The organism is Naasia sp. SYSU D00948, assembly GCF_017916515.1.
GTDB lineage: Bacteria > Actinomycetota > Actinomycetes > Actinomycetales > Microbacteriaceae > Naasia.
In genome coordinates this window covers 2,569,703-2,593,017 of record NZ_JAFMTA010000001.1, presented here as the reverse complement: position 1 = coordinate 2,593,017, position 23,315 = coordinate 2,569,703, and the positions used below count along the sequence as shown (strand labels likewise).

Sequence of the window (23,315 nt, the reverse complement as noted above, 5' to 3'; positions counted from 1 at the left end):
GCGGCCCGCCGGAACTCCGGCGGGCCGCTTCTTCGTCCGTGTCCCGGACCTCACTCCACGCGCTCGGGCACCTCGATGGGCGCGTTCATGTGGTATCCGCTGCGGCGGCGATGCAGGAAGGTGATGCCCCACAGGACGATCCCGAGCGCGAGCAGGACCAGCGCGATCATGTACTGCTCGATCGGCCGGCCCGACGTCCCCGGCAGCACCAGGTAGAGGCAGGCGATCACGCCGATCACCGGGAGGAACGTCGGCGTCTTGAAGTGCTTGTGGTCGACCGGCTGCTTGCGCAGGACGAGCACTGCCGCGTTCACGACGGCGAAGACGGTGAGCAGGAGGAGGGACGTCGTGCCGCCGAGCAGGAGCGCGATCGGACCCTGAGGGTCGAGGGAGATGTAGCTGATCAGGCAGAGCGCGATCGCCGCGACGAACACGATCGACGCCCACGGCGTCCGCCGGCCGGGAAGGACCTTGGACAGGAACGGGGGAAGCACGGCCTGCCTGCTCATGCCGTAGATGAGGCGGCTCGCCATCATCACGTTGAGGAGGGCGGTGTTCGCCACGGCGAACATCGAGATGAACGGCAGCAGGGCCGTGATCGGGAAGTCCGGCGCCGCCGTCTGGACCACGGTGACCAGCGGGGTGTCGTTGCCCGCCAGCTCCCCCACCGGCACGATCGCCACCGCGACGATGGACACGAGGACGTAGACGGTGGCCGTGATCCCGAGGCCCGTCAGCATGATGCGCGGGAAGATCCGGCTCGGGTCCTTCGTCTCCTCCGCCATGTTGACGGAGTCCTCGAAGCCGACCATGGCGAAGAACGCGAGCGAGGTCGCGGCGCTGACCGCGAGGATCACGTTCTTCTCCTCCTGCGTCTCGAAGGCGACCACCCGGGAGAAGTCCGCCTGACCGCCGAAGATCGCGAACATCCCGATGAAGATCACCATGAGCAGGCCGGACAGCTCGATCGTCGTCAGCACGACGTTGAGGCCGACGCTCTCCGCGACCCCGCGGAGGTTGACCGCGGCGATCATCAGGATGAACAGCAGGGCGATGATCAGCCGCACGGGCTGGGACTCCCCGAGCCCGAAGGCGATCGTGAAGTTGCTCGCGAACGCCCCGGACGCCGCCGAGGACGAGGTGATCCCGGAGGACATCACCGTGAAGGCGACGAGGAACGTCACGAAGTGGATGCCGAACGCCTTGTGCGCGTACAGCGCTGCGCCGGCGGCCTGTGGGTACTTCGTCACGAGCTCGAGGTAGGAGCACGCCGTGACGAGGGCGACCGCGAACGCGATGAGGAAGGGCAGCCACGCCGCGCCGCCCACCTCGGCGGCCACCTGGCCCGTGAGGGCGTAGATGCCGGTGCCGAGGATGTCGCCGATGATGAAGAGCAGCAGCAGCTTCGGCCCGAGCACCCTCTTCAGCTCGTGGTGCTTGGTCGGTGTTCCTCCGGTCACAGGTGATCCCTGGATGGCGCCCATCGCGGTCCCCTAACGGTCGGCGTCGGCACGCGATTCGCGCCGCCTTCTCACGTGGCTGACAGTCTGCGCTCAGGTCAGCGGGCTAGGCGACCCCCTTCCGCAGACCTTGACCTCATCGTTAGGAATGGCTAGAAGAAGCCTCAGTTTCCAGAGGTGTCGCCGTCCACGTACACCCACCGGCCCTCGTGCCGCCGGAAGCGGGAGCGCTCGTGCAGGATCCCGGCTCCCTCGGCCGTGCGGTACGAGGCTCGGAACTCGACGACACCCTCCTCGTCCCCCTCGCCGCCCCGCGCGGTGTCGACGATCTGGAGCCTCCGCCACACGACGCCGTCGTCGAGATCGAGGCCCGCGGGCCGCGTCTCCGGGTCCCACGTCCGGATGACGTGATCTGCGAGGCCGAGGGCGTAGGCGCTGAACCGGGAGCGCATGAGCTCGAGCGCAGTGGGAGCCGGCGCCCCCTCATGCAACGGGAGGCAGCAGCCCGTGTAGGGGCGCCGGCTGCCGCAGGGACACGGCTCGGAGGGGTCCATTCCCCTCATCCTGCCCCCACCGGTGGGAGGGGGCGGCCAGGGGGACGTTCCCCTATCCGGTGCTGCCGGGCGGTCCTACCCTGTGGGCGTTCAGGCGGCGCGGCCCGAGCACCGCCGACGTTCACGGGAGGCAGGAGATCCGATGAGACGGAAGCGGTTGTACGGCACGGGGCTGGTGCTCGGAACGCTCGCGCTGGCGGTCGGCGCCGCACAGCCGGCGGCCGCCGCGGACCTCCCGTCGGGAGGATGCGGCTCGCAGACCCTGGTCACGGTGCAGGAGACCATCGACGCCGTGGACTGGCGGTTCGCCCCGCCGGAGGAGCGGCCGGAGTACGAGGCGCGCATCGCGATGGAGGACGCGAACGATGACGGGCTCCTCTGCATCAAGCAGTTCGAGCCGAACCAGGGACAGGACAAGCACTTCGGCGCCGAGGACTACATCGTCACGAGCATCGGCGACAACAGGGCGGTCGGCCGCCTGTGAGCCCGGCGTGCTGCAGGCTCGATCGGGACGCCGTGCTCCGACGGCATTAAGGTGTCGGAGCATGGGGTTCCGATGACGAAGCGCGCGCCGAAGGACGGGATCGACGAGTCCGAGCTGGAGATCGGCCCACCGAAGACGAGCGCGGTCGGGATCCCCGGTGTCGTCGCGGCCCTGCGGATGTCGCTCGACCAGATGGGACCCGTGCGCAGCGCGCAGACGCTGCTCACGGTGAACCAGAAGGGCGGCTTCGACTGCATGGGCTGCGCCTGGCCCGAGGGCGAGCACCGGCACACCGCCGAGTTCTGCGAGAACGGCGCGAAGGCGGTCGCCGCCGAGGCGACGCAGCGGCGCGTGCGCCCCGACTTCTTCGCGGAGCACTCGATCTCGGACCTGTCGGCCCGCGACGACTACTTCCTGGAGCAGCAGGGCCGGCTCACTCACCCCATGATCCGCGACGAGGGCTCCGACCACTACCGGCCGCTGTCCTGGGACGAGGCGTTCCGGGTCATCGCGGAGGAGCTCCGAGCGATGGAGTCGCCCGACGAGGCGGTGTTCTACACCTCCGGGCGGACGTCCAACGAGGCGGCGTTCCTCTACCAGCTCTTCGTCCGGGGGCTCGGCACCAACAACCTGCCCGACTGCTCCAACATGTGCCACGAGTCGAGCGGCTCCGCGCTGACGGAGACGCTCGGCGTCGGAAAGGGGACCGTCAGCCTCGACGACATCCACTCCGCGGAGCTCATCCTCGTCGCCGGCCAGAACCCGGGCACGAACCACCCCCGGATGCTCAGCGCCCTCGAGAAGGCGAAGAAGAACGGCGCCACGATCCTCACGATCAACCCGCTGCCCGAGGCGGGCCTCATCCGCTTCCAGAACCCGCAGACGGTGCAGGGGATGCTGCTCGGCGGCACCGCCCTCGCCGAGGAGCACCTGCAGATCCGGCTCGGCGGCGACCAGGCCCTCTTCCAGGCTCTCGGCAAGGCGCTGCTCGAGAAGGAGGACCGCGAGGGAGGCGTCCTCGACTCGGCCTTCCTCGAGGAGCACACCAGCGGGCTCGACGAGTACCGCGAGCAGGTGCGCGCTCTCGACTGGGAGGAGGTCGTGGTCGCGACCGGCCTGCCGCTCGAGCAGATCCGCCGGACCGCAGACCGGCTCGCGGCGTCGAAGGCCACCATCGTCTGCTGGGCGATGGGTCTCACCCAGCACAAGCACGCGGTCGCCACCCTCCGGGACGTCGTGAACGTCCTCCTGCTGCAGGGGAACGTCGGCAAGCCGGGAGCGGGCGTCTGCCCGGTCCGCGGCCACTCCAACGTGCAGGGCGACCGGACGATGGGCATCTTCGAGCGGATGCCGGACCGCTTCCACGACGCGCTGGATGCCGAGTTCGGCTTCCGCTCCCCCCGGAAGCACGGCTACGACACCGTCTCGGCCATCCGCGCCATGCGCGACGGCAAGGTCAGGGTCTTCATGGCGATGGGCGGCAACTTCGCCCGGGCCACGCCGGACACCGCCGTCACCGAGAAGGCGCTCACCCGCACCCGCCTCACCGTGCAGGCGTCCACCAAGCTCAACCGCTCCCACCTCGTGACGGGGCGGCGCGCGATCATCCTGCCGACGCTCGGCCGGACCGACCGCGACCGCCGCGGCTCGGGCGAGCAGGTCGTCACCGTCGAGGACTCGATGAGCGCGGTGCACGCCTCGAGGGGGCGTCTCCGGCCGCCCTCGGAGGGCCTGCTGTCCGAGGTCGCGATCATCTGCCGACTGGCGCTCGAGGTCTTCGGCGACGCCGCTGACGGCAACCGGCCGCGAGCGGACTGGACGGCGCTCATGGACGACTACTCGCTCATCCGCCGCCACATCGGGAAGGTGGTGCCCGGCTTCGACGACTTCGAGGAGCGCATCGAGCCCGGAAACGGCTTCGTGCTGCCGAACGGCCCGCGGGATGCCCGCCGGTTCGCCACCGCCACGGGGAAGGCCCGCTTCACCGGCAACCGGCTCGAATACCCCCGGATCCCCGAGGGCCGCCTGATCCTGCAGACCATCCGGTCCCACGACCAGTACAACACGACCATCTACGGCAAGGACGACCGCTACCGCGGCATCCACGGCGGCAGGCGCGTCGTCCTCGTGAACTCGGAGGACCTCGAGGCCTTCGGGCTTCCGGAGGGCGCGCTCGTCGACCTCGTGTCCGAGTTCTCGGACGGGGTGGAGCGCCGGGCGGAGCGGTTCCGGACCGTCGCCTACCCGACCCCGCGCGGGAACGCCGCGGCCTATTACCCGGAGACGAACGTCCTCGTTCCACTGGACTCCACGGCCGACGTGAGTGGGACACCCACCTCGAAGTCGGTGGTCATCCGGCTGGAGCCGGCGGCGGTGCCGGCCGGTCAGCCCGCGGTCGTCGGCGGCTGAAGCGGTCCGCCGGACGGGATAGCTCCCCGGCGGTCAGGTTTCGCCGTCGGCTCAGCGGCGCGCCGGCAGGCCGCTGATCCTCGCCGGGTGCGCGTACACGTTCATCCCGGTGCCCCGGCTGAATCCGACCAGCGTGAGGCCCGTCTCGGCGGCGAGGTCCACCGCGAGCGAGCTCGGCGCGCTCACCGCCGCGAGCACCGGGATGCCCGCCATGCTCGCCTTCTGCGCGAGCTCGAAGGACGCCCGCCCCGAGACCTGGAGGACGGTGTCCCGCAGCGGGAGCCGTCCCTCGCGGAGGGCCCAGCCGACCACTTTGTCGACGGCGTTGTGCCGCCCCACGTCCTCGCGGAGGCACAGCAGCTCGCCCGCCATGGTGAACAGCCCCGCGGCGTGCACGCCGCCGGTGCGGTCGAACGCGGCCTGCCCGGCGCGCAGGCGGTCCGGCAGCTCCGACAGGAGCTCGTAGGACACCGTCCCGCCCGTGTCCGCGATCGGGTGGTGGGATGCGCGGGTCACGGCCTCGATGGACGCCGTCCCGCAGAGCCCGCACGAGCTCGTCGTGTAGACGTTCCGGGCGGTCGCGTGCAGCGGCCGGGGCACGTCCGCGCGGATGCCGGCGTCGATCACGTTGTACGTCTGGTGCCCGTCGGCGTCGCGCCCGGCGCAGTAGCGCATCGCGACGAGGTGGTCCTTCTCGAAGACCATCCCCTCCGACACGAGGAACCCCGCCACGAGGTCGAAGTCGTCCCCGGGAGAGCGCATGGTGACCGCGAACTGCTCGCCGCCGACGCGGATCTCGAGCGGCTCCTCGACCGCGAGGACGTCCGGGCGGTCGTGGCGGTGCAGGACGGCCTGGGTGCCGTTCGGCGCCACCTCCGCCGTGACGGGTGCCGTGGCGTCCGCCCTCAGCCGGATGACGGGCCGTCGTTGCGTCGTGGCGCCCATGCCGATGCTCCTCACGGTCCGACCTGCGCCGGATCCCGCTCCAGGCTAATCCTGCGGCGGCAGCGAGAAGGCTGGCTCCCGGCGCCGCTCACCGGCGAGGCGTTGCTCCTGGCTGGCGTCGCAGCCGTGCGGACGGACTGGCCCCCCGCCGCTCACCCGGCGGGCCGGCTTCCTCGGTGTGACGACGGCGTGCGGACGGACTGCGCTCCCGCTCCAGCGTCAGGCGGCGCCGTCGAGGCGCGGCCGACCGGCCCGTCGAGGCGTGCGAGTGGGATCGATCCAGGGCGGCGGTATCAGGTAGGGAGTGCCCCCGCGGACCTCGACCGCCCAACCGTCGTTGTCCAGCCTCCGGTGGTGGAAGCGGCAGAGGAGGACGCCATTGTCCAGGTTCGTGGGACCGCGTGAGTCGCCCGCCCCCTGGTGCCACGCCTTCAGGTGGGCGGCCTCGCATCTGCCGGGCGGTTCACCGCAGCCAGGCCAGATGCAGCCGCCATCGCGGACGGCCATGGCGTAGCGCTGCGCCTCGGAGAAGAGGCGCCGCCCCTCGCCGAGGTCCAGGGGCTGGGACGCGCCGCCCAGGACGACCGGCAGGATCCTCGCCTCGCAGGCGAGCCGCCGGGCGGTGACGGCGCTGATCGGCTCGTCGATGCCCGAGATCATCGCCGATCCGACACCCGAGACGAGTGCGTCGTGGTTGACGGTGACGAGCAGCGTCACCGCGGTGCCGGACATGTCGCCCGCATCGTGCTTGAGCGAGTCCCGAGCCATCGAGACGAGGGCGTCGAGCCGCTTCTGCCCGGCCGTGCGCGTGTCCTGCACGGCTGAGTCGACGTCGTCTCCGTCGTCGAAGCGGACCTCCCGACGAGGCGCGGTGCGGGCGTCGAGAGCGGTGAGGATCCATCCGGCGCTCTCCGGGTCGGCTTCGGTGAGGATCGCGGTCATGCCGTCGCGTCGCTTGATCACCCGCGTCTCCGCCTTCGCGCGCAACTCCTGCTCGCGGGGCTCGACGCCGCCCGGATCGGCATGCACGAGCAGCGCGCGGCAGGCCTGCCGAAGTCCTGCGACCGACTCCGCGAGGGCCTCCTGGACCAGGAACTCCTCCCACGCCGTCAGACGCTCGGGATCCCCGGCCTTGTCCGCGACGGCCTGGAGGGTGCTCAGGATCAGAGCGGCGCCCTCCGTGCAGACAGAGCCCGAGTCGACCGCCGCGGCGACCGCGGGGTGCTGTTCCGGCAGGACGTCGCCGGTGAGCGTGCGGCGGACCCGCAGCTGCTCACCGACTCGGCACCAGTCGGCCGCGGCGCCCGCTGAGACGTGGGCGATGGCGGCGACACCGACAGGAGCAGTCCGGTTCCCGAGCCGCTTGGCCAGAGGCTCCGCCACGTCCTGCTGACTCCGTGCCGCGAACTCGCCGGCCAGCCGTGCCCCGACCGCGCCGACGAGATTCGCGAGCGCCCCGAGCTGCTCGAGGCACTCGAGCAGCGTCGCATCGGTCATCCCCTCGACCACCTCGGCGAGAGATGCGCGATCGCCGGCCCAGTCCGCCTCCCGCACGGCCGCTGCGAGCGCTGCCGATCGGGCTGCGAGAGAGTCGGTGGGCCTTTCCACGGCATCATCCAACCCTGCACCACTGACACTCCCCCTCTCGAACGACGCTTTTGGCCACCACCCTTCAACTGCTGCTCGAAGTGAATCCTCGGCGTCCGTGGTCAGCCGTTCCGACGCATCCGCCGGTGCTGCCACGCGGGTCTCAGTTCGGCAGGAGGCGCCGTTCACCGCGCCGCCGCCCCCGACCCGCGTGTCGCTCGGCGCACCCGGCGTAGCGTCGACGCATGACGTCCAGGAGCGATCGCAGGCCCCGCCCGCCGTCCCCGACGGGCAGCCTCCTGCTCGGCATCGGACTGGGCGGATTCGTCGACGGGATCGTGCTGCATCAGATCCTGCAGTGGCACCACATGGTGAGCCACGTGGAGGAGTTCCCGGTCACCACCGTCGCCGGCCTCGAGGTCAACACGCTCGCCGACGGCCTCTTCCACGTGCTCTCGTGGCTGTTCACGATCGCCGGGTCGACGCTGACGATCGTGCAGTGGCGGCAGGGCCGGCTCGCTCCGAGCTGGGGCTTCCACATCGGGCTGCTGCTCGCTGGCTGGGGCCTCTTCAACGTCGTCGAGGGCCTCATCGACCACCAGCTGCTGGGTGTCCACCACGTGCGCGACGATCTCGGCGGGCCGCTCGAGTGGGACATCGGCTTCCTCGCGTTCGGGGTTCTCCTCATCGTCGGCGGATGGCTTCTGTACCGGCGGAGCCGTCGCGCGCTGGAGTCCGCCCGCTCGAGCTGACCGTTCTCGTCCCGGCTCTCGTGCCCGTTCACCCGGTTGCGCCAGAATGAGCGACCTCAGCTTCCTGGGGAGGGTCGTCCATGGCGAAGAAGTCGAAGAAGAAGGCGGACAGGACCGCGCAGCAGACCGCACCGGCCGCAGCGTCCGGCGGCGGCGGCAAGGCCCGCAAGAAGGCCGAGAAGCGCGCCGCGGAGCTCGCGGCTACCCTCGAGAAGGTCCGCAAGAAGGCGCAGGCACGGATCGCGAAGGCTCAGCAGGCGATCCGCAAGGCGGAGAAGCGAGCCGAGAAGGCCCGCACGGAGGCGGATGGCCCACGCGGAGATTCCGGCGCTCGCGGGGAGGGCTCCGGCGCGGGCTCGGTGGGCGCTGAGTCCGGCACCCCCACCTCGCCGTCGCCCGCCGAGCCGGGATCGGACGCGAACACCGCCGGACCCGACTACGCCGTCCCGCTGCCGGTGCAGGACGGCGTCTCGTCCACGGCGACCTCGGGCTCTGCACTGGGAGGGGTGGTGGTCCCCGAGGCGGTGAGTCCGGACGGGGCAACCGAGGCGACATCGCCGTCGGCGCCCTCCTCTCCCGAGCCTGAGGCCGGGCCCTCGGGGGCCAGCGAGGCGACGCAGACGACCTCGCCCGCGGGTCCGGCTGCTGCAGGCGCTCGGACAACGGACGGCGACTCCCCTGTCCCCGACGCGGCCGCCCTGACGCCTCCGCTCCCACACGCCACTCCTGAGGAGCCGAACATCGGCTGGAGCCACGCGCGACTTCGAGCCGCAGCCAAGGAGCGGGGCGTCCCGGGCTACTCGACGAAGTCCAAGGAGCAGTTGCTGGAGGCCCTGCGCTCCTGAACCCGGAGTACGCCGGGTCAGCGTCCCGCCGCCGCCGCCCAGCCCTCCTCGACCGTCGGATAGCGCGGCGTCCACCCCAGCTCGCGAGCAGCGCGCTCGGTCGACACCCGGAGGTCCATCCGGGTCATGAGCTCGGCGGGGTACGGAAGCGCGATCCGGAGCAGCCACGGAGGCAGGACGAGCGGAGCGGGCGCCCCCAGAGCGCGCGCGGCGGTCTCGAGGTGGTGCCGCCAGCTGGCGGGGGCGGCCGCGACGTTGTAGGCGTGGCCCGGGACTCCCCGCTCGAGCGCCGCGACAGTGGCGGATGCGGCGTCCTCGTGGTGCACGAGAGGGACGACGCCCTCCCAGGTGCTGACGGGGAGCATGCGGCGGCGCAGCATCCGCTGCATCTCACGCCCGTCGAGTCCGTAGAACAGGCCGTAGCGGAGGGCGATGCCCTCGATCCCGGGCGTGGAGAACACCTGTCGCTCGGTCGACGCCAGGGCCGCGTGGATGGGGTCGACGGGCAGCTGCTCCGGCACGCCGAACGGCGCCGTCTCGTCGACCGGGCCCGAGTGATGCCGGCGGTAGCCGTAGCCGAACACGATCGACTGCGTCAGCGCCCGTCGAGCGCCGACGAGGGACGCCGCCTCGAGCAGGTTGGCCGTCCCCTCCTCGCGCAGCCGGTTCGTCATCCGCATCGACTCGTATCGCAGCGGCGGGGTGGACAGCGCGGTCAGCTGATTCATCACGGCATCCGCTCGCTGCCCCCGCACCGCCGCGAGCAGCGCGTCGCGGTCGAGGACGTCGGCGACGATCGCCTCGGCGCCGCGGGCGCGGAGCCGATCGGCGCTCGGCTTCGATCGCGTGATGCCGACCACCTCGTGACCCGCCGCAAGGAGCTGCGGCACCAGGGCGCGGCCGAGCGTTCCGGACGCGCCCGCGAGAAGCACCCTCATGTCGCTCCTCCTCCCCCGGCCCACGCTGTGCGACAGAAAGCTCGCACGCCGCACTTGCAGTCGTACTGGCCGCGATGCGCGGTGTCAACGCGACGTAGCGGGGGGCCGGCGCCCGGCCGTTAGTGTGGCGGAGGAAAGCGAGACGATGCCCCAGGAACTCCGCCAGGCGAGCACGCCGGCCCACGGCCGCACCACGCCCGACATGTCGATCCCTGCCCTGCTCCGGCGGCGCGCCGCCACCCAGCCGGACAGCATCTACGCCGAGCGCCGGACCGGCGACGGGACCTTCGAGCCGGTCACCGCGGCGCAGTTCGAGCGGGACGTGCTGTCCGCCGCCCGCGGCCTCGCGGCCCTCGGCGTCCTGCCGGGCGACCGGGTCGGCATCATGGGCGCGACCCGCTACGAGTGGTCGGTCCTCGACTTCGCGGTCCTCTACGCGGGTGGCGTGTCCGTCCCGATCTACCAGACGTCGTCTCCGGCGCAGGTCCGCTGGATCGTCGAGGATGCAGGACTGAAGGTGCTCGTGGCGGAGACGTCGGCCATGGCGGCAACGGCCCGTCCCCTGATCGGGCAGGGCGGGCTCCAGCTGGTGCTGGCCCTCGAGGAGGGAGCACTCGGCGCCCTGGCGGCCGCGGGAGCTCCGGTGCTGGAAGCCGTGATCGTGCGCCGGGCGGAGGCCGCCCGGCTCGACACCCTCGCCACGATCGTCTACACGTCAGGGACGACGGGACGGCCGAAGGGCGTCGAGCTGACGCACGGCAACTTCGTGGTGCACATCGTCAACGGCGCCGACGACCCGAACCTCGGCCCGGTGGTCTCCGGTCAGGCCACCCGGACCCTCCTGTTCCTGCCGCTCTCCCACGTCTTCGGCCGCTTCATCGCGCTCCTCTGCGTCTACTCCGGGACCATCCTCGGGTACGCGCCCGACACGAAGACGCTCGTCCAGGACCTGCAGGCGTTCCGCCCGACCTGGCTACTCGCCGTGCCGAGGGTGTTCGAGACCTTCTACAACACGGCCGACACGATGGCGGGTCAGGGCGTCAAGCAGAAGCTGTTCCGCTGGGCCGCCGGGGTCGCGCAGGCCTACTCGCGGTCCCTGGACACGGGCCGCACGTCTCCCCTCCTCCGGGCGCAGCGCGCTCTCGCCGACCGGCTGGTGTTCCGACGGATCCGTGGCGTCATGGGCGGGCAGGTGAGCTACGCCATCTCAGGAGGAGCGCCGCTCGCCGTCTGGCTCGGCCACTTCTTCCGCGGCCTCGGCGTGACCGTCATGGAGGGGTACGGGCTCACGGAGCTGTCCGCTCCGACGGCCGTGAACCGGCCGGGCCTCATCAAGATCGGCAGCGTCGGCGCGCCCTATCCCGGGACGTCCGTCCGCATCGAGGACGACGGCGAGATCCTCGTCCAGGGACCGAACGTGTTCCGCGGGTACCGCAACGACCCCGACGGCACTGCCGCCTCGATCCGGAACGGCTGGTTCCTGACCGGCGACTACGGCCGGCTCGACGAGGACGGCTACCTGCACATCATCGGCCGCAAGAAGGAGATCATCGTCACGGCCGGCGGCAAGAACGTGCAGCCGGCCGCGCTCGAGAACGCCCTCCGCGCGCACCCGATCATCTCGGAGGTCGTCGTCGTGGGCGACGACAAGCCGTTCATCGCCGCCCTCATCGCACTGGACCCGGCGATGCTCCCGGGCTGGCTGAAGAGCAAGGGCCTCCCCGAGCTGAGCCTCGAGGAGGCGGCGGAGCATCCCGCGGTCCGGGGTGAGCTGGACAAGGCGGTGTCGGAGGTGAACGAGTCGGTGTCCCGCGCGGAGTCGATCCGTGCCTACGCCGTCCTCCCCCGGACGCTCACCGAGGAGCAGGGCGAGCTGTCGGCGTCGCTGAAGGTGCGGCGTCCGGTCGTGCTCGAGCACTTCGCGGATCGGATCGCCTCGCTCTATGGGTGAGGTCCGCATCGAGCCGGTCGCCTGGGAGGATCCCCGAGCGGTCGAGCTGCGGCACCTCATGGACCTCGACATGCGCGAGCGCTACGGCGTCGGACCGGGCCGAGAGCCCGCCGAGCTCACGGCGAAGCGCGCTCGGGCTCTCGCCGTGTCCCGCTCCCAGATCCGGGCGGTCTTCCTCGCGCTGCTCCCGGACGGGACGCCGATCGGCCACATCGCCCTGCGGATGCTCGGGGACGAGTGGGAGGTGAAGCGACTGCTCGTCACTCCGGCCGCCCGGCGCACGGGGATCGCGCAGGCACTGCTCGCGGAGGTCGAGCGGGTCGCCCGGGAGGGCGGCGCCGCCCGCCTCATACTGCAGGCGGGCGAGAAGCAGCCCGAGGCGGTAGCCCTGTACCGGAAGCTCGGCTGGTCCCCGATCCCCGTCTACGAGCCCTACATCGAGACGATGCCGCACTCCCTCTGCTTCGAGAAGACGCTCGCCGGCTGACCGTCTAGCGTCCAACATGCGCCTCGAACCGACGCGCCGATCTCCCTCCGCGGCACTCACGAGTCCTAAGATGTGGCAATGACCGCTCCGGCCGAGGGGAGCAGCTCAGCCAACCAGGGCCTCGCGACGACCGAGCGTCACCGGGCTCGCGCCTGGTCCTTGGCGGGCATGAGCGGCGCGGGGGCGGCAGCGCTTATAGGCGGTCTCGTCTTCTCGTCGGCGCGGGGACTGTTGCCTGCGGCGGCCCTGGTGTGGAGCGCGATCGCCTTCGTCGCCCTGCTCGCCGCAGTAGCGTTCACCGGCTATGCGGCTTTGGTCACGAAGAGGCCTCGACCGAACGAGCAAAAAACCGACAACAGGAAGCGACTCCTGCGCGCAATACACCGGCACACCGTGGTGGGGGCGACGTTTGGGGCGCTGGCACTTGCTTCGCTCGCAGTGAGCGGGTGGATCGCTTTCACCGGCTCTCAGAACGACTTCGTCGCTGAGGTCTGGTTGTCCGAGGATTTCGCTGCACTTAGCAGCATCTGTCCAGGCATAGAACACAGATTCGTTGCAAGCATAGGCGGCAGCGAGTTATACGAGACAGATGAGTGGTTACAAGCTACAGTGAGGGCCGAAGAATGCGGCTCGAGCCAAGAAATCACAGTGGCGATCCCCCGAGGAGCGGTCTCACTGCTCGTTTTCGAGGAAGCAGTTGACTGAACCGCTGCTATTTCGATGGGTACAAGTGCGGAGCTTAGGGTCACATTGGGAGGACAAGTACTACTGGGCACTTGACGCACTTGATCCGTCTCGCGCTTTCGTGGCGCCGGAGGTCACGGGGCGAGCGGATGTCTACATAGCGTCCTATGCAGCGTCAGCTCATAACAGCTTGACTGACGGCGGCTTCGCTCGCGCGCTCCCCAGCCTACCTGCCTTGGAAAGCACTCGACTCGCTCTTCTAGCGTGTGACCGAGCTCGACCCAAAGTCCGCGAACAGGACGTCGCGCAGCTTCTCGATCAGCTTCCTCCAGCTTCTGCCTCGCGGCACCACTACCGCCTAACAAGCCCTGACGAGATGACTGCAGTCCTGAATGCTTTGCTTTCAACGGTCCTGCGCGCGTCGGGCCGCTACGCCGAGTATGCGGCGAGGGGCGCCAGCGGCATCGGTTCGAACGGGCAATTCCTAGGAACACATCAGATCGATGGGGACCACTTATGGGACCAGTAGCGGATTTCGGTTGGACTGCTTCAGTACTCGCGCCATGGGCGGTGTCTCCCCACCCGAACTTCTCCGAATCATATGTTCAACCGTTCCGGATTCTCGCACTCGTAACCGAGTACCGATTGGACGACCTGGAGCGCCACTCACCCGGCTTGGATGCTGCTGAGCATTGGGAGCGGGAACTGATAACGGCGGCCAAAGATTCCCTGTTCGACAACACTCAAGAAGCGGCGGCGCATACGCTTTGGCGACTAGCGTCGGCGTCCGCGGTTCCACGAGGAGCTCGCGTCGCTAGTGCGCTCTTCGCTACCGTCGCGACAGTGGAGCAAGATAACCACGAGTTCGCCATCGAACAGATCCGCCATCTGCGCGATGCGATTGGGGCGTCCTCCGGTACAGGATCGGGCAGCGGGCGACTCCTCGAGGCCACGCTGAATCTACAACTCGCCGTCCGGCTCTACGAACTTGACCGCCTGAACGAGACGCTCTCGGAACTCGACTCGCTGGAACGAGCACTTGCCCGCTCGAACGCGCCAGAATTGGAAGACTTCGCGGTATCCGACGGAATTTCTTGGAAATCGCGGCGGGTCCAACAGGATATCCGCGGCGCCTTGAGGGCTCGCGGTCTCGCTCTTAGGGCTCGGTCCGAGTCTTTCGAGGGAGAGAGCTGGGTCAAGGTGGTTCGGGCACGCCCGCAGTGGGCCGACGTGCGGATCGATTGGGCAGAATCGCGAAGAGATCGCGAGGTAGTCGATGAAACAGTCGAGAGCCTGTCGCTCTGGGCCACCCGCCGCATTCGGTTCCGCTCTAGGGAGCCAGGAATTGAGAGCGGCTTGGAGTCTCTCCTTCTCTCGGAACTCGGCGGAGACATCAACGAGATTCTCCGGAACCGAGAATCTCTCGGCAAGATCCGGATCCTCCGACGGGAGCGGGGGGCCGGAGACCTCTTCAACGCGGTGGAATCGATCCGGCTTCTTCGGCAGGGGCGGAGCAAGGAAGGATTAGACACGGCCATGGAGCTCGCCCGTGGCACATGGCCTGTCGAAGCGTTGCTCAGGTCCACTGAGGCGATTATCAGGCGGTCCTCATTCCTTACGCGTTCGAACGAATTTGACATCCGTGTTCTGAAGAACGCCACGGATCTACTCACCGAGGACGAGGCGAACCACGCGATTCAAGGGTTGTGGAATTTTCTAGAGCGAGCGAATGACGATCCTCTTCGGCCGTGGAGCGCCCGTCAGCTTGCTCTGCAGACAATCGGCGCGCTGATTCCGGCAATAGAGAAGTCCGAGCAAGAGCCGGTGGCCTTCCGCTTACTCCGTTATCTGAAGGAAGATGCTGGCCCGCACGTCATCATCGTCGGCGCCGCACTATCTGTGACATCGCAGATCGACTGGGGCACCGTCTCCTCTCGCACGAAATCTTCCTGGATTTCCTGGGCAGCCGATCTACGGCAGGATGAGGAGTTGCGGGATCACGGGTTTTCCATTCTAGTCGCCATCGAACCTGACGTAGCTCTAAGAGTGTTCGGCCCTCCGGGTGGCGATCGTTTGGTGGCCTTCCTGCTGGATCAGAGCAGGGCGCGTGCTTCCGTATCCAAGGCTCTGATGAACGACGGCGTTCAGAGCGTCCTCGCCTCGCTCACCAAGCTACGTGAGGAAGCTCGGGGGAGTTACCGCACGTTCTCCGGCTATGACGCCGGCGACCTAGCGGCAGCACTAGCTGTCAAGTTGAATCACGGACAGCTGTGGGAGGAGATCGGGGACTTCCTAGCTGACACCGCAGTCAGCACGGACGCGAAGGCGAGAGCGATGGACCGCCTCTCGCGTGATTTTGAAGGGCTACCGGAAACGTTACTCGATCGGTTGCGTGCCGCTTGGGGGGGGATCGAGAAGGGCACCCGCAGCCAGAGCTTCCTAAGCGAACAGAAGTTGCCGGCCTTCCCGGAGGCGCTCCGACTGGGCGCTTTGTTGGGCACTTACAGCGATGCGGAATTGCTCGCCGGAGTCATGCGACTGTCGGGCGACTCGCTGCAGCGAGCGCGGATTGAGGCGGCAAGAACTGTGCCGTTTGCAATGCGAGCAACGAGAGTAGGCGAGTGGGGCCATGCCGTTCTACTTCAGCTCAGTCGTGACAGTCATTTGGGAGTGCGAGCCGAGTCGGCTCGGGCCCTCGCGCTCACGAGCACGGCACCGAGCGCCCTACATCAGCTCGTGAGTCACGAGGTGGAGGAGCTCCTCGCTTCCGGCACCGTGAGTCTGCCTCTGTCCGCGTTACACGGATTTCACTCACTCCTCGGCGCTCAGTCGACGGCCGATATCGGCGCACACCTCGTCAAAGTTCGGGACCTGAGCCTTGCGCATCCTTCGCGCGTCGTGCGTAAGGCGGCCGTGCGGGTGCTGGAGGCCATCGGGGAAGGGATGGTCTCTGCTTGAAGTCACATACGTCGTGAGGAAGCCGACCTTCTTCCGCGAGGGCCTCGCGATGTCGCCAGGCCTCGCTATGACTCAGCCTCAGTCGAGAGTGCACTCGGTCTGGCTTGGCGTCCGATGCGCTCTTCCTTCCTCGCTCGCAACCCGTCCCCTGCGCTCTTCCTTGCACGAGGCGACGAGGACGGACGGGGGCGCGGACCGAGCGACCGGCCCCTCCGCGCCGAAGGGAAGGGAGACGGCCGACCTTCGGCTGCTCATCGAGCAAGGAGAAGACCATGAAACGGTATCCGCTCGTGGCGATGGGGGCCTCGGCCCTCGCACTGGCCGCCACCGGGATCCTCGGGGCAGGCCCTGCATCCGCGAACAACTCCGCCGACACTCGCGGTGCTGCGAAGACGGTGACCCTCGAGGCCCAGCTCACCGAGCTGAACGGGTCGGGGGCGTCGGGCACCGCGACCGCAGTCGTCCGCAACCAGAAGATCCAGCACATCGAGGTGCACGCCCACGGCCTCAGCCCGGATGCGCCGCACGCGCAGCACATCCACTACGGCGAGCAGGCCCTCAACGAGTGCCCGACCCTCGCCCAGGACGCGAACGGGGACGGCCGTCTCAACACGGTCGAAGGCGTCCCGGCCTACGGCCCGGTCGTGGTCTCCCTCACGACCTTCGGCGACACGACGCCGGGCAGCTTCCTGGACGTCGGCCGCTTCCCCGTCGCGGAGAACGGCGAGATCCACTACAGCCGCGACAACATCGAGTTCACGGACGTGGCCGGCACCGGCTACGCGGGCGGCACCGGCACTGCCAAGCAGATCGCGGACGCCATCCGCGACGGTGAGGGCGTCGTCGTCATCCACGGAGTCGACTACGACGGCAACGGCGAGTACAGCCTCAGCGAGGAGGGCGTCAGCGAGCTCGACGGATCCCTGCCCGCGGAGGCGACGGACCCCGCCGTCTGCGGCGTGCTGCGCTGATCCGCTGAGCAGAGCCGCCTGAAAGCAGGACGCGCCCCGAACCCGCGACGGGGTCAGGGGCGCGTTCTGCGTCGGGGCTCGGCGCCGCTCAGACGCCCTCGCCGCCGCTCCTGCTCACGTAGACGACGACCATGGACCACTCGGCGTCGCGCTCGGCGGTGATGTAGAGCTTCGGGGACTCGGGCAGGGCGAACTCGTTCCAGACCTCGGAGCCGACACCCGCCTCGGTGCAGCTCGAGCTCGTCTGCTCGACGGGGTCCGTGCCCCAGGAGAACTCGCCGGCGCTCAGGCAGGTGAAGCGGACGGCCACCCCGGTCGCTCCCTCGGGCGGCGCCTCGATGGCGACGGTTCCGGAGCCGATCCCCCGCTCCTGGATCGGGTCGGACACGACCTCGGCCTCCCGGTCGAGGGCGCGGGGCGCGGACGACCCGCCGAGGAGCGCGAGCGCCGAGGAGAAGCCGGCGCCGAGCACGAGCGCGACCACCGCCACCCAGGCGACAGGCCGCACCCAGCGCCGCCGGCGGGGCTCGAAGTCCTCGTCGCCGTCCTGGCGTGCGAGCTCGTGCGGCTCGCCGGGTTCGCCGTGCATGTGCGTCCGCCTTCTCGGTCGACAAGTGGAGGATTCAGTGTCGCATCTCGCGGGTGCGAGGGCGCCCAGTTCCCGCGGCCGTGCGAGAGGGAGCGGGAACCGGGACTACCGTTGAGGGGGCCGAATGGCCGCGAGGACGGAGCCGCATGGCAGAGCAGGAAGGCCGCGTCGCGGTCTACATCGATTTCGACAACATCGTCATCTCCCGCTACGACCAGCTGAACGGGAACGGCGCGTGGCGCCGCGACGACGCCCGGCTGGTCGCTCCCGCTCGGGCGGGTGGCAGGGACACGGTGGCGGCGAAGCTGGCCGCCGCGGAGATCGACGTGGGCGCCATCCTCGACTACGCGTCCTCCTTCGGCACTGTCGCGCTCAGCCGCGCCTACGCGGACTGGTCCATCCCGGTGAACGCGAGCTACCGCCGCCAGCTGGTGAACCGGGCGGTCGACCTGACCCAGCTCTTCCCGACGACGAAGGCGTTCAAGAACGGCGCTGACATCCGGCTCTCGGTGGACGTGCTCGAGGATCTCTTCCGCCTCCCGGACCTCACCCACGTCGTGATCGTCGCCGGCGACTCCGACTACATCGCCCTCGCCCAGCGCTGCAAGCGGCTCGGCCGGTTCGTGCTCGGCATCGGTGTCTCGGGCCGCACGAGCCCTGCCCTGATCGCCGCCTGCGACCACTTCGAGATGTACGACGCCATCCCTCAGGGCGGCGACGATGCGGACGAGGCGACAGACGAGCCCGCGGTGGCCGCAGCCGTCCGGCCGGCCGAGATCGAGGTGCGCAGCCCCACGCTGCCGGTCTTCGCGGCGCCGGTCGTTCCCCCGTCCTCCATGGACCGGCGGGACGGCGGGCGGAACGACGACCCCGAGGAGGAGCCCGTCGAGAACAGCGGACCGCCCGTGTCGGCGCGTGCGGCAACCCGGCTCCTCGTCCGTGCGCTCGAGCTGCTGCAGGCGAAGGACGACGAGGAGTGGCAGGACGCCGCCGCGGTGAAGGCTCAGATCCGGAGGCTGGATCCCGCGTTCAGCGAGCGCACCCTCGGCTACAGGAGCTTCACGGACTTCGCGAAGTCCCGGAACAGCCTGGTCGAGGTGCGCACCGAGGGACAGGACCGCCTGATCCGCCTGCGCTGACCGGCACAGATCAGACGCTCGGGCGCCCGCTCCCCGGCGTCAGGGCAGGGGACCCGCCGCCTGGTCCACCTCAACCCCCTCCCGCACTCCGGTTCGCGTCGGCAAGGATCGACGGGTGACCTCGCCCGAGCCCGCGCTCCTCGAACTCGCCCGCACCTTCGCCATCGCCACCTCCTTCACGGATTGGCAGGGACGCGACCTCGAGATCTCGGCGGAGACCATCCGCGCCGTCCTCACCGCGATGGGGGTCGACGCGGATGATCCCGCAGCCGCCCTCGAGGAGCGCGAGCGCCGGACGCGGTCCCGGCTGCTGCCGCCGTGCGTCGTCCTGCGCGAAGGGCAGACGGTCAGCGTCCTGGTGCGGCTGCAGCAGGGCGAGCAGTTCGATCTCACCCTCACGCTCGAGACGGGCGGCACGCAGCGCCTTCTGCCCCCGGAGGTCCCGGAGTCCGGCGCCGGCCGGCTGGGCGACGTCGAGGTCCCGCTGCCCCCGGACCTGCCGCTCGGCTACCACACGCTCTCGGCGCGTGCCGGCGACCGGACCGCGGAGAGCACGATCATCGTCACACCCCGCTGGCTCGGCCTGCCCGAGCGCCTCGGCGACCGCTCGGTGTGGGGCTTCGCCACGCAGCTCTACAGCGTGCGCTCCCAGCAGTCCTGGGGCGTCGGCGACGTCGCCGACCTGACGGACCTCGCCGTGTGGTCGGGCGCCGAGCTCGGAGCCGGCTACGTGCTCGTCAACCCGCTGCACGCCGCCGAGCCCGTCGCGCCCCTGGAGCCGTCGCCGTACCTGCCGTCGTCGCGGCGGTTCTTCAACCCTCTCTACCTGCGGGTCGAGGAGGTGCCGGAGTACGCCCAGCTCGACCAGGACACCCGCGCCCGGGTGGACAAGCTGGCCCGTGCCGTCCGCGAGGAGCTGGCCGGCAAGGACCTCATCGACCGGGACACCGCGTGGACCGCGAAGCGCGCCGCCCTGTGGGCCATCCACCAGGTCCGCCGACGCGCCGGGCGCGAGGTCGACTTCCGGGCGTACAAGCGGCGGCAGGGCGAGGCGCTGCGCCGGTTCGCCGCCTGGAACGTCATCGCGATCGAGCACGGGAACGACTACCGCAGCTGGCCCGCTCCCCTTCAAGACGTGCACAGCCCTGAGGTCGCCCGCTACGTGGAGGCGCACGAGGCCGATCTCGACTTCGAGATGTGGCTGCAGTGGGTGCTCGACGAGCAGCTGCAGCGCGCCCAGGCCAAGGCGGTCGGCGCCGGCATGGCCCTCGGCGTCATGCACGACCTCGCCGTCGGGGTGCATCCGGGCGGGGCGGACGCGTGGCGGAACCGCGACGTCTATGCGACGGGCATCCACGTCGGCGCCCCGCCGGACCCCTACAGCCAGGTCGGCCAGGACTGGAACCAGCCGCCGTGGCGGCCGGACAAGCTCCAGGAGCTCGCCTACCGCCCCTTCCGCGAGCTGATCGCGGACGTGCTGAAGCACGCGGGCGGCGTCCGCATCGACCACATCATGGGGCTGTTCCGGCTGTGGTGGGTCCCCGCCGACCGGCCCGCGACCGAGGGCACCTACGTCGAGTACGACCACGAGGCCCTGGTCGGCATCCTCGCGCTCGAGGCCCAGCGCGCGGGCGCGGTCGTCGTCGGCGAGGACCTCGGCGTCGTGCCGCCGTTCGCCCGGGACTACCTGCGCGAGCGCGGCATCCTCGGCACCTCGATCCTCTGGTTCGAGCGCGACGGGTCCGGTGCGCCGATCCCCGCCGAGCAGTGGCGCGAACTCTGCCTCGCCTCGGTCAACACGCACGACCTGCCCCCGACCGCGGGCTACCTCGCGGGCGAGCACGTCGAGCTGCGCGGACGCCTCGGGCTCCTCACCCGGTCCGTCGAGGAGGAGGCCGAGGCCGACGAGGCCGACCGCAACCGCTGGCTCGACGAGCTCCGCGGCCGGGGCATGCTCGACGCGGGCGCGGGGATCGACGAGACGATCGCCGCGCTGCACACGTACCTGGCCCTCGCGCCCTCCCGGCTCCTCGGCGTCGCCCTTGTCGACGCCGTCGGCGATCGGCGAACCCAGAACCAGCCGGGCACGGACGACAGCCAGTATCCGAACTGGAAGATCCCGCTGTCCGGCCCCGACCAGAGGCCGATGCTGCTCGAGGACGTCTTCCGGTCGGAGCGGGCGCGGGCGGTGGCACGAGCCGTGAGCCGCGAGTGGACTCTCTCCGGAGACTGAGGGAGCTGCGGAGACGGGATCTGCGGCGCGCGCGGCCGCCGCACGTCGGGCGACCTGGTCTAGGGCCCTAGCCCCGCCGTGAGCGCATCGCCCGGGTGTGCGCGAGCGACGGGTCGCTCTGCAGACGCCGGTATTCGTCGGAGCCGAGCGGGTACGCGGCCACGCGTCCCTCGGCGTCGTGATGCGTGCCCCACCCGTACCGCTTGCCGAGGGGCGAGGAGCGCAGGCACGGCTGCCCCTTCGAGAAGAACCGCTCCCGCTCGGCCGGACGCTCCTCCGGCGGGATCCCTGCCCGCTCCGCGTACACCTCGAAGATCACGTCGTCGGAGGTGAACACGTACGGGTGCCCCGCGATCAGCTCGTGCTGCAGCGCCGCCACGGTCTTCGTCCCGCCCTTCGTGGGAGGGACCTCCGCCTCGGTGACCGGGCAGTCCTCCGCCACCTCGATGAAGGTGTCGACGTAGTTGGTCGTGCTCACGGTTCCTCCTGCTGCTCGTGCCCTCCGCGGGAGAGCCCATCCTCCCCGCGCAGCAGCGGCCGGTATTGCAGAAAGGCGACGGCGGGCACACTTGTCCCGTGAGCAGCGCCGCCTCCCCCGCCGGCAGCGCCGCCGACCGCCCGTTGCGCCGCGACGAGCGGACCGGCGTGCTGGAGCCCGACAACCTCGAGCGGTACGGCGCGCGCTGGTTCGAGCCCTCACCCGCGGTCTCCACGGTGGTCGAGCGGTACTGGCACGTGCGCTGGCGGCTCCCGCCCGGCGACGTCATCCCTCAGCGCATCATCGACGCTCCGGCGGTGACGCTGTCCATCGAAACCGGCGCCGTGCCCGCTCCCCTGATCGTGACTGGACCGCAGCAGCGCGCCTGGACCCGCGAGATCCGGGACACCGGCTCGGCCTTCGGCATCCGGCTCCGACCCGCGGGACTCGCACTGCTCGGCTCCCTCTCCCCGCAGCAGGTGTCGGACCGGACCCTCCCCCTGACGCCCGACCTCGACCCCGCGCTGCACGCCCTCGCCACGGAGATCGCCGCTGCCGGATCCCCTGATGACCTCGCGGCCACCGCGGACCACGCGCTCGCGCGCCGACTCGCGGAACGGACGGTGCCCGACGAGCTCCTGCTCGCGAACGCGGTGGTCGACGAGCTCACGCGCCGCGTCCGATCCCGTACCGGTCCCGCACTCGCCGAGCTGTTCGGCGTCTCCGAGCGCAGCGTCCAGCGGGCGCTGCAGACGACCCTCGGCAGGGGCCCGAAGTGGGTGAGCAGGCGGATCCGCCTCCAGGAGGTCGCGCGGGTCCTGGCCGTGGAGCCCGATGCCGATCTCGCCGTCCTCGCGGCGGAGCTCGGCTACACCGATCAGGCGCACCTCATCCGCGACTTCCGCGACGTCGCCGGCGTCACGCCGGGCGCGTACCGGCGCTCGCTCCTCCCACCGCGCGGGGAGTGACCGTGTGGGTCGTCGCGGAGGTGGACAGGGCGCTCCGGTTCCTCATGCACCGGCGGCGTCGCGGTCTGCGGGTCGAGCTCGACGTCGGCGAGACGGACACGGCAGGGCACGTGGTGCAGGTGCTCGGCATCCCGCTCACCGAGGTGGGCAGGATGACCGTCGACGGCGTCCCCGTCGAGCGGAAGGTGCGGCGGAACACGCCGCTCTCCCCCGGCAGCCTGATCCGGATCGGGCCCCGCGATCGCCCGCAGCCGCATACGGGCCGCTTCCTTCTCGACGTGCACCTCGGATCCCTCACGCGGCGCCTCCGCCTGCTCGGCATCGACGCCGCCTACGATCCGCAGGCGGATGACGACGTGCTCGCCGTCCGGTCGGCCGCCGAGGACCGCGTGCTGCTCACGCGGGACCGAGGGCTCCTCTTCCGCGCCGTGATTCCGGACGGCGCATTCGTCCGGTTCGACGGCACCGACGACCAGGAGGACGACTTCCTGGAGCGGTTCGGCCCCACCCTCGCCCCGTGGACCCGGTGCCTGGTCTGCGGCGACGTGCTCACGCCCGCGGCGACCGAGGAGGTCGCCGGGGACGTCGAGCCCGGGACCCAGCGCACGTACCAGCAGTTCTCGCGCTGCTCGGGGTGCGGCCGGGTGTACTGGCGCGGCGCGCACAGCCGGCGGCTGGAGGCGATCGTCGAGCGGGCCCGCGCCCGGCTGGAGACCCTTCGCGGTCCGGCAGGCTGACGGGCGTGTCGGGGGCGCGACGATCGCGGAAGATCCGGTCGCCAGCGGGAATAAATCCGGGTCCTCGGATGTCACTCCCGATGCAGCTGAGGAAAGGTCACGAACACAAGGAAGCACCACCCAGACGGTTCGAGAAGCGACAAGGA

Annotated in this window: 20 protein-coding genes; 13 read left to right on the top strand and 7 right to left on the bottom strand. The window is 70.2% G+C overall.

The window, feature by feature from the left end; genetic code table 11:
- Nucleotides 1–50: 50 nt before the first annotated feature.
- A complete protein-coding gene (locus J3P30_RS12150; RefSeq protein WP_210481283.1) occupies nt 51–1,484 on the bottom strand; it encodes an APC family permease in 1,434 nt (477 codons plus the stop codon).
- Nucleotides 1,485–1,624: 140 nt separating this feature from the next.
- The gene (locus tag J3P30_RS12145) at nt 1,625–2,014 is read right to left on the bottom strand and encodes a YchJ family protein (protein WP_210481282.1); all 390 of its coding nucleotides are present in this window, start codon (nt 2,012–2,014) and stop codon (nt 1,625–1,627) included.
- A gap of 142 nt (nt 2,015–2,156) precedes the next feature.
- Between J3P30_RS12145 and J3P30_RS12140 the strand changes: the two genes are divergently transcribed.
- Nucleotides 2,157–2,498, top strand: coding sequence for a hypothetical protein (locus J3P30_RS12140; protein ID WP_210481281.1), 342 nt, complete (start codon nt 2,157–2,159; stop codon nt 2,496–2,498).
- Nucleotides 2,499–2,570: 72 nt separating this feature from the next.
- Complete coding sequence (locus J3P30_RS12135; RefSeq protein WP_210481280.1) at nt 2,571–4,907, top strand: FdhF/YdeP family oxidoreductase; 2,337 nt, start codon at nt 2,571–2,573, stop codon at nt 4,905–4,907.
- Nucleotides 4,908–4,958: 51 nt separating this feature from the next.
- Here J3P30_RS12135 and fdhD read toward each other — a convergent pair whose 3' ends face one another.
- Entirely contained in the window at nt 4,959–5,852 is an 894-nt protein-coding gene (gene fdhD, locus J3P30_RS12130) for a formate dehydrogenase accessory sulfurtransferase FdhD (RefSeq protein WP_210481279.1), read from the bottom strand.
- Nucleotides 5,853–6,071: 219 nt separating this feature from the next.
- Entirely contained in the window at nt 6,072–7,460 is a 1,389-nt protein-coding gene (locus J3P30_RS12125; RefSeq protein ID WP_210481278.1) for an HNH endonuclease signature motif containing protein, read from the bottom strand.
- Nucleotides 7,461–7,684: 224 nt separating this feature from the next.
- On the opposite strand from J3P30_RS12125, the gene J3P30_RS12120 reads away from it, so the two are divergent.
- Nucleotides 7,685–8,191: a DUF2243 domain-containing protein gene (locus J3P30_RS12120; protein ID WP_210481277.1), complete on the top strand. Its 507-nt coding sequence runs from the start codon at nt 7,685–7,687 to the stop codon at nt 8,189–8,191.
- Between the two features lie 80 nt (nt 8,192–8,271).
- Entirely contained in the window at nt 8,272–9,036 is a 765-nt protein-coding gene (locus J3P30_RS12115) for a hypothetical protein (protein WP_210481276.1), read from the top strand.
- A 17-nt stretch (nt 9,037–9,053) separates the two neighbouring features.
- Here the strand turns inward: J3P30_RS12115 and J3P30_RS12110 are convergent, their stop codons facing one another.
- Nucleotides 9,054–9,974 carry an NAD(P)-dependent oxidoreductase gene (locus tag J3P30_RS12110; protein WP_210481275.1) on the bottom strand — a complete coding sequence of 307 codons (921 nt, stop codon included), beginning with the start codon at nt 9,972–9,974 and terminating at the stop codon, nt 9,054–9,056.
- 145 nt (nt 9,975–10,119) lie between these two features.
- Here J3P30_RS12110 and J3P30_RS12105 point away from each other — a divergent pair, with 145 nt between their 5' ends.
- The 5 genes from J3P30_RS12105 to J3P30_RS12085 all read left to right on the top strand — a co-directional run bounded on the left by J3P30_RS12105 (nt 10,120) and on the right by J3P30_RS12085 (nt 17,025).
- Entirely contained in the window at nt 10,120–11,925 is a 1,806-nt protein-coding gene (locus J3P30_RS12105; RefSeq protein ID WP_210481274.1) for a long-chain fatty acid--CoA ligase, read from the top strand.
- On the top strand, nt 11,918–12,412 hold the full coding sequence (locus tag J3P30_RS12100; protein ID WP_210481273.1) for a GNAT family N-acetyltransferase: 495 nt from the start codon (nt 11,918–11,920) through the stop codon (nt 12,410–12,412). The genes J3P30_RS12105 and J3P30_RS12100 overlap by 8 nt, the downstream gene beginning before the upstream one ends.
- Before the next feature lie 78 nt (nt 12,413–12,490).
- On the top strand, nt 12,491–13,117 hold the full coding sequence (locus tag J3P30_RS12095; protein WP_210481272.1) for a hypothetical protein: 627 nt from the start codon (nt 12,491–12,493) through the stop codon (nt 13,115–13,117).
- Between the two features lie 624 nt (nt 13,118–13,741).
- Complete coding sequence (locus J3P30_RS12090; protein WP_210481271.1) at nt 13,742–16,054, top strand: hypothetical protein; 2,313 nt, start codon at nt 13,742–13,744, stop codon at nt 16,052–16,054.
- Between the two features lie 272 nt (nt 16,055–16,326).
- Nucleotides 16,327–17,025 (top strand): hypothetical protein, encoded by a 699-nt coding sequence (locus tag J3P30_RS12085; RefSeq protein WP_210481270.1) that lies wholly within the window; start codon nt 16,327–16,329, stop codon nt 17,023–17,025.
- Between the two features lie 88 nt (nt 17,026–17,113).
- Here the strand turns inward: J3P30_RS12085 and J3P30_RS12080 are convergent, their stop codons facing one another.
- The gene (locus J3P30_RS12080) at nt 17,114–17,614 is read right to left on the bottom strand and encodes a hypothetical protein (protein ID WP_210481269.1); all 501 of its coding nucleotides are present in this window, start codon (nt 17,612–17,614) and stop codon (nt 17,114–17,116) included.
- 146 nt (nt 17,615–17,760) lie between these two features.
- On the opposite strand from J3P30_RS12080, the gene J3P30_RS12075 reads away from it, so the two are divergent.
- Together J3P30_RS12075 and malQ are read left to right on the top strand one after the other, a co-directional pair.
- Nucleotides 17,761–18,753, top strand: a complete 993-nt coding sequence (locus J3P30_RS12075) for an NYN domain-containing protein (protein ID WP_210481268.1) — start codon at nt 17,761–17,763, stop codon at nt 18,751–18,753.
- Nucleotides 18,754–18,868: 115 nt separating this feature from the next.
- Nucleotides 18,869–20,986: a 4-alpha-glucanotransferase gene (gene malQ, locus J3P30_RS12070; RefSeq protein ID WP_210481267.1), complete on the top strand. Its 2,118-nt coding sequence runs from the start codon at nt 18,869–18,871 to the stop codon at nt 20,984–20,986.
- 67 nt (nt 20,987–21,053) lie between these two features.
- On the opposite strand, the gene J3P30_RS12065 is transcribed toward malQ, so the two are convergent.
- Nucleotides 21,054–21,464, bottom strand: a complete 411-nt coding sequence (locus J3P30_RS12065; RefSeq protein WP_210481266.1) for a DUF6157 family protein — start codon at nt 21,462–21,464, stop codon at nt 21,054–21,056.
- A 98-nt stretch (nt 21,465–21,562) separates the two neighbouring features.
- Here J3P30_RS12065 and J3P30_RS12060 point away from each other — a divergent pair, with 98 nt between their 5' ends.
- Nucleotides 21,563–22,432, top strand: a complete 870-nt coding sequence (locus J3P30_RS12060; RefSeq protein ID WP_210481265.1) for a helix-turn-helix domain-containing protein — start codon at nt 21,563–21,565, stop codon at nt 22,430–22,432.
- Nucleotides 22,433–22,434: 2 nt separating this feature from the next.
- Nucleotides 22,435–23,169, top strand: coding sequence for a Mut7-C RNAse domain-containing protein (locus J3P30_RS12055; RefSeq protein ID WP_210481264.1), 735 nt, complete (start codon nt 22,435–22,437; stop codon nt 23,167–23,169).
- Nucleotides 23,170–23,315 lie beyond the last annotated feature (146 nt).